This is a genomic window from Mesorhizobium sp. WSM4828 (assembly GCF_055811175.1).
The window spans coordinates 211,331-225,597 of the sequence record NZ_JBVVQK010000004.1; the positions used below are offsets into that span (position 1 = coordinate 211,331).

The window sequence follows — 14,267 nt, forward strand, 5'->3', positions numbered from 1 at the left end:
CAGCCGTGGCAACCTTCAGTCCGAGGTCAGGATTGCTGATGAAGATGGTTGCCGGGACGCACGGCCTCCCGGCAATTTCCAATCTATTCCGCCGCCACGTTCATGCGCATCCGTTCCATCTCGATCAGCGCGCGGCGGTATTCGACCGGCATGATCTTCCGGAATTTCGGCCGGAAAGTTGTCCAGTCGTCGAGGATTTCGCGACCTCGTACCGAGCCCGTGTAGTGGACGTGGTTGGAGATCAGTTGGTAGAGCCGCTCCTCGTCGTGGCTGGTCATATCGCCGGATACGTCGACACGGCCCTTGTGGTCGAGATCGCCGCCATGGTGGAGCAGCTTTTCCATCAGGTCGTCCTCTTCCGGAACCGGCTCCAGCTCGACCATCGCCATGTTGCAGCGTTCGGCGAAATCGCCCGCCTCGTCGAGCACATAGGCGACGCCGCCCGACATGCCGGCGGCGAAGTTGCGGCCGGTCTGGCCGATGACGACGACGATACCGCCGGTCATGTATTCGCAACCATGGTCGCCGACGCCTTCAACGACGGCGGCGACACCCGAATTGCGCACGGCAAAACGCTCGCCGGCAACGCCGCAGAAATAGGCCTCGCCCTCGGTTGCGCCGTAGAGCACGGTGTTGCCGACAATAATGGACTCGGCAGCAACGATTTTCGTGTTCTCCGGCGGACGGATGACGATGCGGCCGCCCGACAGGCCCTTGCCGACATAGTCGTTGGCCGCGCCCACCAGTTCGAACGAGACGCCGCGCGCCAGGAAGGCGCCAAAGGACTGGCCGGCCGTGCCGGTGAGCTTGACCGAGATCGTGTCCTCGCGCAGGCCTTTGTGCTTGAAGCGCTTTGCCACCTCGCCTGACAGCATGGCGCCGGTCGAACGGTCGACGTTGCGGATCGGCAGTTCGATGCTGACCGGCTGCCTGGCTTCGAGCGCCGGTTTTGCCAGTTCGATCAGCTTGCGGTCGAGCACGTCGTCGATCGGATGCTTCTGCCGCTCGGTCCAGTGCACCGCCTCGTGCGGCGCATCCGGCTTGTAGAACATCTTGCTGAAGTCGAGCCCGCGCGCCTTCCAGTGCTGGATCAGCTCGCGCTTTTCCAGAAGGTCGGTGTCGCCGATGATCTGGTCGAGATGGGTGCAGCCCATCTCGGCAAGCAGCGCCCGCACCTCTTCCGCCACATAGAAGAAGAAGTTGATGACGTGCTCGGGCGTGCCCTTGAAGCGCTTGCGCAGCACCGGGTCCTGCGTCGCGACGCCGACCGGGCAGGTGTTGAGATGGCACTTGCGCATCATGATGCAGCCGGCCGCGATCAACGGCGCGGTCGAGAAGCCGAACTCGTCGGCGCCGAGCAGTGCGCCGATGACGACGTCACGTCCGGTGCGCAGGCCGCCATCGACCTGCAGCGCGACGCGCGACCTGAGACCGTTGAGCACCAGCGTCTGGTGCGTCTCGGCAAGGCCCATTTCCCACGGGCTGCCGGCATGCTTGAGCGAGGTCAGCGGCGAAGCGCCGGTGCCGCCGTCATAGCCTGATATGGTGATGTGGTCGGCACGCGCCTTGGCGACACCGGCCGCAACCGTGCCAACGCCGACTTCCGAAACCAGCTTGACCGATACGTCGGCCGCCGGATTGACGTTCTTCAGGTCGTAGATGAGCTGTGCCAGATCCTCGATCGAATAGATGTCATGATGCGGCGGCGGCGAGATCAGGCCGACGCCCGGCGTCGAGTGCCTGACCTTGGCTATGGTCGCATCGACCTTGTGGCCCGGCAGCTGGCCGCCCTCGCCGGGCTTCGCCCCTTGCGCAACCTTGATCTGCATCATGTCGGAATTGACCAGATATTCCGCCGTGACGCCAAAGCGTCCCGAGGCGACCTGCTTAATTGCCGAGCGTTCGGGGTTCTTGCCGCCACCCGGCAGTGGCAGATAGCGATCGGCCTCTTCGCCGCCCTCGCCGGTGTTCGACTTGCCGCCGATGGCGTTCATGGCGCGCGCCAGCGTCGTGTGCGCTTCCCTTGAGATCGAGCCGAAGGACATCGCCCCGGTCGAGAAGCGCTTGACGATATCGGCCGCCGGCATCACCTCGTCGAGCTTGACCTTCTTGCGCCCGGTCTCTTGCGCCAGCCTGATCTTGAACAGGCCGCGAATGGTCTGCGCCTGTGCCGTCTCGCTGTCGATCTGGGCGGAATAGTCCTTGAACGTCTCCCACGAGCCTTGGCGCACGGCGTGCTGCAAGGTCGCCACTGCGTCCGGCGACCAGATGTGGGCCTCGCCGCGCATGCGGAACATGTATTCGCCGCCGACCTCGAGGCTGTTGCGCAGCACCGGGTCGTTGCCGAAGCCGTCGGTGTGGCGGCTGACCGTTTCGGCGGCGATCTCGTCCAGCCCGACGCCTTCGATCAGCGTCGCCGTACCGGTGAAGTACTTCTGCACGAAGTCCGACTTCAGTCCGATGGCATCGAAGATCTGCGCGCCGCAATAGGACTGGTAGGTCGAGATGCCCATCTTGGACATCACCTTCAGGATGCCCTTGCCGATCGACTTGATGTAGCGGGAGACGACCTCGTAGGCATCGACCTCCGCCGGCAATTCGCCACGCTTGTGCATATCGAGCAGCGTGTCGAACGCGAGATAGGGGTTGATCGCCTCCGCGCCGTAGCCGGCGAGACAGCAGAAATGATGCACCTCGCGCGGCTCGCCGGATTCCACGACGAGCCCCACCGACGTGCGCAGTCCCTTGCGGATCAAATGATGATGCACGGCGGCCGTTGCCAGCAGCGCCGGAATGGCGATGCGGTCCGGCCCGAGCTGACGGTCCGACAGGATAATGATGTTGTAGCCGCCGGCGACCGCCGCCTCGGCGCGCTCGCACAGCCGGTCGATGGCGCCCTGCATGCCGGCCGCGCCTTCATTCGAACCGTAAGTGATGTCGATCGTCTTGGTGTCGAAACGGTCTTCGGTGTGACCGACGGAACGCAGCTTCTCCAGATCGCCATTGGTCAGGATCGGCTGGCGCACTTCGAGCCGCTTGCGGCGCGAATTGCCGACAAGATCGAAGATGTTGGGCCGCGGCCCGATGAAGGACACCAGGCTCATCACCAGCTCCTCGCGGATCGGGTCGATCGGCGGATTGGTGACCTGTGCGAAGTTCTGCTTGAAATACGTGTAAAGCAGCTTCGATCTGTCCGACATTGCCGAAATCGGCGTGTCGGTGCCCATCGAGCCGACCGCTTCCTGGCCGGTGGTCGCCATCGGCGACATCAACAGCTTGGTGTCCTCCTGAGTGTAGCCAAACGCCTGCTGGCGGTCGAGCAGTGAGACATCCCTGCGCAGGGCGCGCGGCTCGACCGGGTTGAGATCCTCGAGGATGAGCTGGGTGTTGGCGAGCCAGCTCTTGTAGGGGTGCCTGGTCGCGATCTCCGACTTGATCTCCTCGTCGGAAACGATGCGGCCCTTGTCCAGGTCGATCAGCAGCATGCGGCCGGGCTGCAGCCGCCACTTCTTGACGATCCTTTCCTCCGGCACCGGCAGCACGCCGGCTTCCGAGGCCATGATGACGCGGTCGTCATCGGTGACGATGTAGCGCGCCGGCCGCAGCCCGTTGCGGTCGAGCGTGGCACCGATCTGGCGGCCGTCGGTGAAGGCAACCGCCGCCGGCCCGTCCCACGGCTCCATCAGGGCTGCGTGATACTCGTAGAAGGCCTTGCGGTCCTGACCCATCAGCTTGTTGCCGGCCCAGGCTTCCGGGATCAGCATCATCATGGCGTGGGCGAGCGAATAGCCGCCCTGCGTCAGGAATTCGAGCGCATTGTCGAAGCAGGCGGTGTCCGACTGCCCTTCGTAGGAGATCGGCCACAGCTTCGAGATGTCGTTGCCGAACAGTTCGGAATCGACCGAGGCCTGCCGTGCCGCCATCCAGTTGACGTTGCCGCGCAGCGTGTTGATCTCGCCATTGTGGGCGACCATGCGGTAGGGATGCGCCAGCTTCCACGACGGGAACGTGTTGGTCGAGAAGCGCTGGTGGACCAGGATCAGCGCCGTCTCGAAACGCGGGTCGGTGAGGTCCTTGTAGTAGGCGCCGACCTGATAGGCCAGGAACATGCCCTTGTAGACGATGGTCCGCGACGACATCGAGACTACATAGAAGCCGTTGTCGACGCCTTTGGTCTCCTCGTGGATACGGCCGGAAATGACCTTGCGCAGGATGTAGAGCCGCCGCTCGTAATCGTCGTCGTTCTCGATCTCGGCGCCGCGGCCCAGGAACACCTGCCGGTGCACCGGCTCGGAAGCGGCGATGTCCGGCGCCTTGGACAGCGATGAATTATCGACCGGCACGTCGCGAAAGCCAAGCAGCGGCTGGCCCTCGAGCTGCGCCACCTCGGCGATGATGCCTTCGATATGCGCCTGCAGCTCCGGGTCGCGCGGCATGAACACATGGCCGACGGCATAGTGGCCGGGCTTCGGCAGTTCGACCCCTTGCTTGGCCATCTCCTCGCGGAAGAAGCGGTCCGGCAATTGCACCAGCACGCCGGCGCCGTCGCCCATCAGCGGATCCGCGCCGACGGCGCCGCGATGCGTCAGGTTTTCGAGCACGGCAAGGCCGTCCTCGACGATCTGATGCGACTTCACGCCCTTCATGTTGACGATGAAGCCGACGCCGCAGGCATCATGCTCGTTGCGCGGATCGTAGAGGCCGTGCGCGGCATAGCCGGTGCTGGTTCGCCCAATATTGGTCAGGGACGGATTTTTGACGGCTGCCGCTTTCGTCTGCGCGGCCTTCGTCGCAGATGGCGTCATATCCGTCATCGTCCTGTCCTCCGTTCCGTCCCCTTCGGGCGCTGGTTTCCGTCGGGAAGCGCGTGGCTTCCCTTTCAATCTTGCGGCACGTCTTGCGAAATTCTTGCCGACCGTGCGGCTTTCCGCATCGTTCGCATATGGTATTCGTACAGGCCGGAGCCAGGCTGTCTAGCTGTCGCTCGCGGCAATGCCGCAGAGGCGCAATCATATGCCAATGCGGCCAGTTTTGTGCGACAAAATAAGACAGCACTACTGTCCTAAATTTTTATGACAGAAATTTTGGATGCGCACAAGACCGATTCACAAAATTCTTGAAGCTTTCACGACAGAAAATTGCGCGGAACGCCGTGCCAGCGTAACCTTCAGTCGCTGCATCTACGCTCATGCCTTCCGCTGGCTTTAGCGGATTTTCGGTATCTGCCCCTTGCGGCCGGCATGCGAAAGCGGCCAAGCTCGCACCGATTTCCCCAGCATAGGCAGACGTATGATTTTCGCTTCCGACAATTGGGCAGGCGCCCATCCCCGTATCGCTGCCGGCCTGTCGGCCCATGCCGACGGCTTCTCCACCGCCTATGGCGAGGGCGCCCTCGACAAGGCCGTTTACCAGCGCTTCAATGAAATCTTCGAATGCGAGGTCGCGGTGTTTTTCGTGGCCACCGGCACCGCCGCCAATTCGCTATCGCTGACTACCTATAACAAGCCAGGCGGCATTTCCTTCTGCCATCGCGAATCGCACGTCATCGAGGATGAATGCGGTGCACCGGAATATTTTACCGGCGGTTCGCGGCTTTATTCAGTTGAAGGCGCACTCGGCAAGATCGATGCCGGCAATCTGGAACGGGCTGTGGACCGTTTCGCACCCGAAAACGTCCATTCCGGGCGGCCGGTTGCCGTTTCGATCACCCAGTCGACCGAAGTCGGCACCGTCTACTCGCTGAACGAAATCGCCAGGATTTCGGCGATCGCAAAGCAGCATGGACTGCCGCTGCACATGGATGGGGCCCGCTTTGCCAATGCGCTCGTCGCGCTGGAAACGACGCCCGCCGAAATGACCTGGAAGCACGGCGTCGACATCCTCTCCTTCGGCGGCACCAAGAATGGCTGTTGGTGCGCCGAGGCGATCGTGCTCTTCGACCTCGAGCGAGCCAAGGAATTGGCCTTTTTGCGCAAGCGCACGGCCCAGTTGTTCTCGAAATCGCGCTTCATCGCCGCGCAATTCGATGCTTATTTCAGGGGTGGGCTATGGCTCGACACGGCACGGCACGCCAATGCGATGGCGGCACGGCTTGCCGCGGCGATCGAAGATTCCCCTTCGGCCCGGCTGGCCTGGCTGCCGCAGGCGAACGAGGTCTTCGCGGTCATGAAAAAGGCCGAGGCCGAAAGCATGCAAGCGGCAGGCGCGGCCTTCCATGACTGGCACAGGCCGCTCGGCTATGACGGCCACATCGGCGAGGACGAAGCGCTCTATCGCTTCGTCACCAGCTTCGCGACCACGCCCGACGAGGTCGACCGTTTCGGCTACCTGCTCGCCGGATAGCAAGCCTTACCCACCAGCAAAAAGAGCGGCGCATTGCTGCACCGCCCTTTCTTCCCGGGGAGTTGGCGTCCCGGGAGAATTTAGCTGCCTGGCTTAGGCGGCAGTCTTGGCCTCGATCTGCTTGGCCTTGGCCGGAGCCGAGGTGATCGCGATCTTGCGCGGCTTCAACTCTTCGGGGATGTTGCGCTTGAGGTCGACGAAGAGCAGGCCGTTCTTCAGCGCGGCGCCGACAACCTCGACGTGATCGGCAAGCTGGAAGCGGCGCTCGAAGGCTCGGCTGGCGATACCGCGATAGAGCAGTTCGGAGCCTTCGCCATTGCCTTCCTCCTTGCGCTCACCCTTGACGGTCAGCACATTGCGGTGAGCCTCGATCGAAATCTCATCTTCCGAGAAGCCGGCCACAGCCATCGAGATGCGATAGGCATCCTCACCCGTGCGCTCGATGTTGTAAGGCGGGTACGTCTGGCCTTCCGGCTGCGCAAGCGAATCGAGCATGGTGAACAGCCGGTCGAAACCGACGGTCGAACGGTAGAGCGGGGAAAAATCAACGTGACGCATGGTGTGTTCTCCTGTTGAGCAACAAGGTTGCGTATGGCCGGTGCGAAACCCGTAACGGCCTTCCGGATGGGCCAGCGGCCCCGACATTGGCGGCCGCATGACAAATTTGGGAAGCGGACGACGGCATTTCAAGATTTTCTCGCGTCCGAACGGGACCGGTCCCGGCCCACGTCCCGATGCCGATGAACGGCAGATGAACCGTGGCTTCGGCGAGCGTTCAGCCAGGCGGCATTAAAACTGTTCTCGAGATCACGAACAGGTCGCCGGAAAAGGCGACACGACGAGGCCGAACCGGGTGTAACGTCCCTTCCTCCCGGGTCGACAGAGGCCGGAAGCACGCCCAAGGCTGCTTCCGGCCTTGCTTGTTTACTGCCTCGGTCGACCTCCCCGCGTCCCGAATTGCTTTGCTTTTGGCGCATGGGCGTTTATGCCTGACTTGCGCCTGTCGGCACCGACCCCAACCAAACACCGTATGACCGATCTTATCCACCAGCCCCCCCTCTTCAACGAAACTCCGGGCAATCCGCTGCCGGAAAACGCAGCCGGAGGCTTCTTCACCACGCGCGACGGCAAGAATATCCGCTATGGGCTGTTTGCCGCGGTTGCTCGCCCGATGAAGGGCACCGTCGTCGTCCTGACCGGCCGCAACGAGTGCATCGAGAAATATTTCGAGACCATTCGCAACCTTGCCGACCGGGGCTTTGGCGTGGCAACCCTCGACTGGCGCGGCCAGGGCGCTTCCGACCGGCTGATCGGCGACCGACAGCGCGGCTACGTCCGGAGCTTCTTCGACTACACCGGCGATCTGGAGCAGTTCTTCGAGGAGATCGTGCTGCCCGATTGCCGAGGACCCTACTACATACTGGCGCATTCGGCTGGCGCGGTGATTGCGCTGCTCGCCGCGCCCTCAATGGCGAACCGCGTGCGCCGCATGGTGCTGATCGCACCGTTCTTCACCGTGCCCGACCTGCCGGTTTCGGTAAAAACCGTTCGCCGCATCTGTTCGCTGTTCTGCCTTCTCGGCCTCGGCCGGCTCTATGCCGCATGGGGGCCGCGGCCGAAGGAATCGGTGCCCTTCGCCATGAACAAGCTGACCAGCGACCCGGCGCGCTACCGGCGCAACACGCTGATCTACGAAACCTATCCGCAGCTGGCGCTCGGCGGACCGACGATCCGCTGGCTGAAGGCGGCCACGGAGGCGTCCTTGATCGTCAGCGACCCGGGTTTCATGGCCAAGATCCAGGTCCCCTTGCTGATGATCGCCGCCAGCGCCGACCAGGTCGTCTCGACCAGGGCAGTCGAAGCCTATGCGAGACGTCTGCGTGTCGGCTCGCTAGTGATGATCGACGGCGCCCGCCATGAGATCCTCCAGGAAGCCGACCTCTATCGCGAGCAACTGCTTGCGGCATTCGATGCTTTCATTCCAGGAACCGGCGACGCTGTTTGACCGCTTCGCCGGCGCCCGGCAACAAAGCCCGCGCGGTTCGCTTGCCCGGCACAGCTCGCCCCTTATTCCCGTTCAGGCATCGAGCGCTAGGTTGCTGCCAAAGAGGTTGGAGGCCATTCGCCGGGAGAAATGCGACCATGAACGCATCGAACACGCTGTCACGTCAGGGGCATCGGCTACTGCAGATTGGCGTCGCGCTGCTGCTGTTTTCGTCATTCGAAGGGTTTGCGATCCCATACTTGGCCGCGCCGCGACTCGGACTGTCCGTGCACACGCTCAGCGCCCTGCAGGGCGTCCTCCTGCTGGCGCTAGGTCTCACATGGTCTAGGCTCAATCTCGGCGCGGCGATGGCGCGGGTTGCGTTCTGGCTCCTGATCTATTCGGCTTTGGCGATCCTGGCCGCCTATGTGATGGCCAGCATCTGGGGGGCCGGCAATGAGACAATGCCGCTCGCGGCAGGAGCCTCCCACGGGAGCGCTTTTCAGGAGGATGCGATCAAAGTCGTGGGGTATTCATCTGCGCCGTCGGGCCTCATCTCTTTCGCGCTCATTCTGTGGGGCCTACGTCTCAGGGCGCTTGGCCCTCCGCTAAGCCGCTGATCTATACCGCGGCTTGCTCGCATCTCGTTCGCCGGATGCTCAGCCGCGCAGCGCCGCCATCGCCGCCGCGTGCAGCTCCGGTGTCGCCGCCGCCAGGATGTCGCCGCCCTTTTCCGCCGGTCCGCCCTCGAAAGTGGTGACGACGCCGCCTGCCTTCTCGATGATCGGGATCAGCGCCACGATGTCGTAGGGCTTCAATCCGGGATCGGCGACGATATCGACGCTGCCCGCCGCCACCATGGCGAAGGCATAGCAGTCGGTGCCGTAACGGGCGAGTTGGACCTGCTTCTCGAACAGATCGTAGCGCAGGCGAGCGTCTCCCTTGAACAGCGCCGGCGTAGTGGTGAACAGCGTCGCCTCGGCGAGATTCGTCGTCTTGCGCGTCGTGAGTCTTCGCGGGCCACCCGGACCTTCATAATGCGAGCCGGAGGCATTGGCGTAGAACAGCTCGCCGGTGAAGGGCTGCGACATCATGCCGGCGACGGCATCGCCGTCGACCGTCAGTCCGACCAGTGTCCCCCACACCGGCAGGCCGGAAATAAAGGCGCGTGTGCCGTCGATCGGATCGATCACCCAGACATGCCGGCTGGAGATGTTTTCGCTGCCGTGCTCCTCGCCGAGGATGCCGTGATCGGGGTATTGCGCTGATATCACCGCCCGGATGGCGCGCTCGGCTTCACGGTCGGCCTCGGTGACCGGGTCGAAGCTGCCGCGCTCCTTGTTGGTGACCGCGCCCTGATTGCGGAAGCGCGGCAAGGTCTCGGCTGCGGCGGCACGCGCAATGCGCCGCATGAACTCGATGCTGATATCCAACTGATTCTCCCGCTTCAGCATGTTTGAGATGCCGGTTTGCCTACGGATTTATGCCGAAACAAGGGCGTTTGTGCCGAAACAACGGGCGTTCGGAGCCTTTCGCATGATGCCAACTGTTGCTCGAATGCAACGCAGTCGTCGTGGAAATGCAATTTCCACTTCACAGTGAATTAAAAAAGCCGGAACGCGCCTTGACATTTGTGCAGCGCACAATACGTTTGTTCTCGGACAGGGGTTCCTGTCCATGCCCTCCTTGGGCGTTTCCTCCCTAGACTTCGACCGTGTCGTGCAAACGATGCGGTCTTTTTTTACGCTGCCGCATGAGCGGCGAGTACCGCGATTCCGCGCCTATTCGGCGGCCAGCGGCAGATCCATGAAATTGTGATCGGGCATCGCCATCAGTTCGGCCGAAAACCGCGCCAGATCGCCGGCCAGGGCGTCGAAACCAGCCGATCTCTGGAACGTCCGCTCATTCATGTAGAGCCCGCGATTAACCTCGATCTGCAACGCATGCAGATGGCGCACGGGGCGGCCATAGTGCTCGGTAATGAAGCCTCCGGCATAGGGCTTGTTGTGGGCGACGCTGTAGCCCATGCCGGTGAGCAGGCCGATCGCCGTCTCGGTCAACGCCGCCGCCGCGGAGATGCCGAACCGGTCACCGACGATGAAATCCGGCCGCAATCCGCTGTCGCCGACCCTTATGCTTGCCGGCATCGAGTGGCAATCAATCAGCACGGCATAGCCGAAGCGCGCATGGGTTCTGGTCAAAAGCCGTTTCAGCGTCTCGTGATAGGGCTTGTAGACCGCTTCGATGCGCGCCACGGCTTCGGCCAGCGGCAAGCGGCCGGAATAGATGTCGAGCCCCTCGCCTACCAGCTTGGGCACGGTGCCGAGCCCGCCGGCCACCCGCGCCGAGCGGATGTTGCAGAATGACGGCACCGGTTCGGCGAACATGCGCGGGTCGAGTTCCCACGGCTCCCGGTTGACGTCGAGATAGGCGCGCGGGAAGTTTGCCGCCAGCATCGGCGCGCCGAGCGCGACGGCACCGCCGAACAATTCCTCGACATAGCAGTCCTCGGAGCGGCGGATGGCGTTGCGGTCCAGCTTGGCCATCGCCATGAACCGGTCCGGATAGTAGCGGCCGCTATGCGGCGAGTTGAAGAGGAAGGGAACGCGCTGTTCGGCGCCCGATCGGATTTCGAAGGGTGGAACGACCGAAAAATCCTCGGCTGCCGTTTTCAATTTGAACGAACCCGGAAATACCAATGCATCATGATAGGAAAGTGCCACCTCGCCGTCCGCATGTCCAGCCGCCGAAGTGCCAGCCAAATCAGGATTGTGCGCCCAACGTTCACTTGATGTTTACCGTCACCTCCTCATATACAGCATGGTTAACGGGCTTGCCGCACGGCATTGTCGGTTGGGTGATTCGGACGGGACAAGATGGCACGCATTCTGCTGGCGGAAGACGACGACGACATGCGCCGGTTCCTCGTCAAGGCGCTCGAGCGCGCCGGTTATCAGGTCAGCGATTTCGACAATGGCGCCAGCGCCTATGAGCGGCTGCGCGAGGAACCTTTTTCGCTGCTTTTGACCGACATCGTCATGCCCGAGATGGATGGCATCGAGCTCGCCCGCCGCGCCACCGAGATCGATCCCGACCTCAAGGTGATGTTCATCACCGGCTTCGCCGCCGTCGCGCTGAACCCTGATTCCAAGGCACCGAAAGACGCCAAGGTGCTATCGAAGCCGTTCCACCTGCGCGACCTCGTCAACGAGGTCGAAAAGATGCTGCAGGCCGCCTGACGCTCTTTTGTCGCGTCTTGATCGACTAGAGCAATTCCAGGAAAAGTGTGAGGCGGTTTCCGTCCGGAATTGCGTCAAAACAAAGAGACAAGCCAGCCATTCTTTCCCTTTTCCCGCTATTGACGTGCCGAACCAAAAATGGTGTATGCGCGGCTTCGGATGGGCGTGTAGCTCAGCGGGAGAGCACTGCATTGACATTGCAGGGGTCACAGGTTCAATCCCTGTCACGCCCACCATCCAGATAATCCTCAATTGGCCGTCGGTATTTTTTCGTCGACTGACGTTCCCGGCCTATACCGGCCTCAGGCCGCGCCGAGGCGCAGATCCCCGGTTTCGACGTGCTCTAGAAACCAGGCATACGTCTGTTCCAATCCGCTGCGCAGCGAGTAGCGCGGGCGCCAGCCGGTGGCGAACAGGCGCGACACGTCCATCAGCTTGCGCGGCGTGCCGTCCGGCTTCGTCGCATCGAATGTGATCGTCGCATCGGCGCCGGCGACCGACACGATGGTGCGGGCAAGATCGGCAATGGTGATGTCTTCGCCAGAGCCGACATTGATGTGGCTGTCGCCCGAATAATTCATCAGCAGCCAGACCAGGGCGTCGGCGGCGTCGTCGACATGCAGGAATTCGCGCATCGGCGTGCCCGATCCCCACACCTCCAGGCTCTTGCGACCGGCGCGCCTGGCCTCGTGCGCCTTGCGCATCAGGGCCGGCACGACATGGCTTGAATTGAGATCGAAATTGTCGCCCGGACCGTAGAGGTTGGTCGGCATCGCCGAGATGTAGTCGACGCCGTATTGGCGCCGATAGGCCTGGCACAGTTTCAGCCCGGCGATCTTGGCGATCGCATACCATTCGTTGGTGGGTTCGAGCGGCCCGGTCAGCAAGGCGTCCTCGGAGATCGGCTGCGCCGCGAATTTGGGATAGATGCAGGATGAACCGAGAAACAGCAGCTTCTGCACCTCGTTGCGGAAGGCGCTGTCGATGACATTGTTCTGCATGACGAGATTGTCCTGCAGAAAATCGACCGGAAGCCTGTTGTTGGCCAGGATACCCCCGACCTTGGCCGCCGCCATCACCACTGCAGCCGGCTTGCGGTCGGCCATCCAGCGCCGCACGCCGGCTTGGTCGAGAAGATCGAGCTCGGCGCGCGAGGCGGTCAGGACCTCGCAATCCTCGTCGGCCAATCTGCGCAGGATCGCCGAGCCGACCATGCCGCGATGTCCGGCCACGAAAACGCGCTTGCCCTGAAGGTCGAAGGTCATCAGCTTACCCCAATGCAGAACGGCAGCTTTGCCGGTTGGCCGGCGGAGCGCCGGATCGGCTTCTCTGTTGGACGCATACCGCATACAGATTTGCCCAGACAAGGCAAATCGCAAAGCTACCGAACCTGGCTTTGGATCGGACACAGCGTTTGCGATCAGACGCCCGCTACCGCGCAGAGGCTTGTCATTCTGGTAATGGCAAGCTCCGGCTCCGCCAGCAATCCTGCCTGGTCGGCAAGGCGAAAGACATCGGCATAGTGACGGATGCCGCGCGCCGATTGCATGCCGCCGATCATCGAGAAATGCTCCTGATGTCCGTTCAGCCATGCCATGAAGACGATGCCGGCCTTGTAGTATTCGGTCGGCGCCTCGAAGATTTTGCGCGACAGCGGCACTGTCGGGGCCATCAGCGTGTCATAGCCGGCGCGGTCGCCGTCGGCCAGCTTTGCCAGTGCCGCATTGGCGACCGGCGCGATGGCATCGAAAATGCCGAGCAGCGCGTGCGAATGTCTGTCGCCGTCGCCGGCGATCAGCTCGGGGTAATTGAAGTCGTCGCCGGTGAACATCACCACGCCCTCAGGCAGCCGGTCCCTGAGCGCAATCTCCTTGCCAGCATCCAGCAGCGATATCTTTATGCCCTCGACCTTGCCGGCATGGCGTTCAATGATCGCGACCACCGTCTCGAGCGCGGTTTCGAAATCGCTGCTGCCCCAGTAGCCTTTCAGCGCCGGGTCGAACATGTCGCCCAGCCAGTGCAGGATGACCTTGCCGGAGGCCTGGGACAGGATGCGGTCGTAGACGCCGATATAGTCGTCGGGGCCTTTGGCGACCGCCGCAAGCGCGCGGCTGGCCATCATGATCGCCTTGCCGCCAAGCCCTTCGATGAAGCCGAGCTGCTCTTCATAGGCCGCGATGACATCGTCGAGCGTACTCGCGGCACCCGGCGCCAGATGGTCGGTGCCGGCGCCTGACGCGAGATCGGCCCCCTCCACGCTGCGCGCCTCGATAATGGAGCGGCGGATCAATTCCCTGGCGTTTGCCCAATCGAAACCCATACCGCGCTGCGAGGTGTCCATCGCCTCGGCGACGCGAAAGCCGAGCCGCCAAAGATGACGGCGAAACGCCATCGTCCTGTCCCAGTCGACCGCCGGCCTCGACCACGGATCGGTCATGGCGAGGGGATCGGCAACGACATGGGCGGCGGCGTAGGCGATGCGCGAGAACCGCGCGCCGGCCACAGGCTGCACCGGCTGGCCGACAAGCCGGTAGCGGACACGGCCGCCGCCTTCCCCAGGCAAGGTGATGTCCATGGCTCTCTCCCTTCCCAACGCCTATTAAATGGAACGTTCCAATAAATCAAGATATTTTGCCCCCTGGCTCGCGCAGCTCAAAATTGCTGCATCGCAGCAGGCGAAAGTCCTACTTGTCAGAGGATTG

At 62.7% G+C, this 14,267-nt stretch carries 10 protein-coding genes and 1 tRNA gene; 5 read left to right on the forward strand and 6 right to left on the reverse strand.

All coding sequences use genetic code 11. The features are described 5' to 3' along the window. Positions 1-83: 83 nt before the first annotated feature. On the reverse strand, positions 84-4,814 hold the full coding sequence (gene gltB / locus AC0L2X_RS07345; RefSeq protein ID WP_473599514.1) for a glutamate synthase large subunit: 4,731 nt from the start codon (positions 4,812-4,814) through the stop codon (positions 84-86). A gap of 475 nt (positions 4,815-5,289) precedes the next feature. On the opposite strand from gltB, the gene AC0L2X_RS07350 reads away from it, so the two are divergent. Then, entirely contained in the window at positions 5,290-6,342 is a 1,053-nt protein-coding gene (locus AC0L2X_RS07350; protein ID WP_473599515.1) for a threonine aldolase family protein, read from the forward strand. A gap of 93 nt (positions 6,343-6,435) precedes the next feature. Here the strand turns inward: AC0L2X_RS07350 and AC0L2X_RS07355 are convergent, their stop codons facing one another. Then, a complete protein-coding gene (locus AC0L2X_RS07355; protein WP_023675381.1) occupies positions 6,436-6,900 on the reverse strand; it encodes an Hsp20 family protein in 465 nt (154 codons plus the stop codon). 472 nt (positions 6,901-7,372) lie between these two features. Here AC0L2X_RS07355 and AC0L2X_RS07360 point away from each other — a divergent pair, with 472 nt between their 5' ends. Then, positions 7,373-8,347 carry an alpha/beta fold hydrolase gene (locus AC0L2X_RS07360; RefSeq protein ID WP_473599516.1) on the forward strand — a complete coding sequence of 325 codons (975 nt, stop codon included), beginning with the start codon at positions 7,373-7,375 and terminating at the stop codon, positions 8,345-8,347. A gap of 137 nt (positions 8,348-8,484) precedes the next feature. After that, a complete protein-coding gene (locus tag AC0L2X_RS07365) occupies positions 8,485-8,946 on the forward strand; it encodes a hypothetical protein (RefSeq protein WP_473599517.1) in 462 nt (153 codons plus the stop codon). Between the two features lie 39 nt (positions 8,947-8,985). Here AC0L2X_RS07365 and hisN read toward each other — a convergent pair whose 3' ends face one another. Both hisN and AC0L2X_RS07375 read right to left on the reverse strand, forming a co-directional pair. Further along, positions 8,986-9,759, reverse strand: a complete 774-nt coding sequence (gene hisN / locus AC0L2X_RS07370; protein WP_473599518.1) for a histidinol-phosphatase — start codon at positions 9,757-9,759, stop codon at positions 8,986-8,988. Between the two features lie 348 nt (positions 9,760-10,107). Continuing rightward, on the reverse strand, positions 10,108-11,049 hold the full coding sequence (locus AC0L2X_RS07375; protein ID WP_352665531.1) for an N-formylglutamate amidohydrolase: 942 nt from the start codon (positions 11,047-11,049) through the stop codon (positions 10,108-10,110). A gap of 153 nt (positions 11,050-11,202) precedes the next feature. Between AC0L2X_RS07375 and cpdR the strand changes: the two genes are divergently transcribed. Together cpdR and AC0L2X_RS07385 are read left to right on the forward strand one after the other, a co-directional pair. Continuing rightward, positions 11,203-11,565: a cell cycle two-component system response regulator CpdR gene (cpdR, locus tag AC0L2X_RS07380; RefSeq protein WP_006199474.1), complete on the forward strand. Its 363-nt coding sequence runs from the start codon at positions 11,203-11,205 to the stop codon at positions 11,563-11,565. 161 nt (positions 11,566-11,726) lie between these two features. Further along, positions 11,727-11,801: transfer RNA gene (locus AC0L2X_RS07385), tRNA-Val, on the forward strand. 66 nt (positions 11,802-11,867) lie between these two features. Here AC0L2X_RS07385 and fcl read toward each other — a convergent pair. Both fcl and AC0L2X_RS07395 read right to left on the reverse strand, forming a co-directional pair. Further along, on the reverse strand, positions 11,868-12,830 hold the full coding sequence (fcl, locus tag AC0L2X_RS07390; protein WP_473599519.1) for a GDP-L-fucose synthase: 963 nt from the start codon (positions 12,828-12,830) through the stop codon (positions 11,868-11,870). 155 nt (positions 12,831-12,985) lie between these two features. Beyond that, positions 12,986-14,140: a dihydrodipicolinate synthase family protein gene (locus tag AC0L2X_RS07395; RefSeq protein ID WP_473599520.1), complete on the reverse strand. Its 1,155-nt coding sequence runs from the start codon at positions 14,138-14,140 to the stop codon at positions 12,986-12,988. Between the last annotated feature and the right edge of the window lie 127 nt (positions 14,141-14,267).

What these genes read in the sequence shown, in the direction of transcription:
- fcl (WP_473599519.1), bottom strand. Translation starts at nt 12,830, where the DNA reads ATGACCTTCGACCTTCAGGGCAAGCGCGTTTTCGTGGCCGGACATCGC.
- AC0L2X_RS07395 (WP_473599520.1), bottom strand. Translation starts at nt 14,140, where the DNA reads ATGGACATCACCTTGCCTGGGGAAGGCGGCGGCCGTGTCCGCTACCGG.
- AC0L2X_RS07365 (WP_473599517.1), top strand. Translation starts at nt 8,485, where the DNA reads ATGAACGCATCGAACACGCTGTCACGTCAGGGGCATCGGCTACTGCAG.
- gltB (WP_473599514.1), bottom strand. Translation starts at nt 4,814, where the DNA reads ATGACGGATATGACGCCATCTGCGACGAAGGCCGCGCAGACGAAAGCG.
- AC0L2X_RS07355 (WP_023675381.1), bottom strand. Translation starts at nt 6,900, where the DNA reads ATGCGTCACGTTGATTTTTCCCCGCTCTACCGTTCGACCGTCGGTTTC.
- AC0L2X_RS07350 (WP_473599515.1), top strand. Translation starts at nt 5,290, where the DNA reads ATGATTTTCGCTTCCGACAATTGGGCAGGCGCCCATCCCCGTATCGCT.
- cpdR (WP_006199474.1), top strand. Translation starts at nt 11,203, where the DNA reads ATGGCACGCATTCTGCTGGCGGAAGACGACGACGACATGCGCCGGTTC.
- AC0L2X_RS07360 (WP_473599516.1), top strand. Translation starts at nt 7,373, where the DNA reads ATGACCGATCTTATCCACCAGCCCCCCCTCTTCAACGAAACTCCGGGC.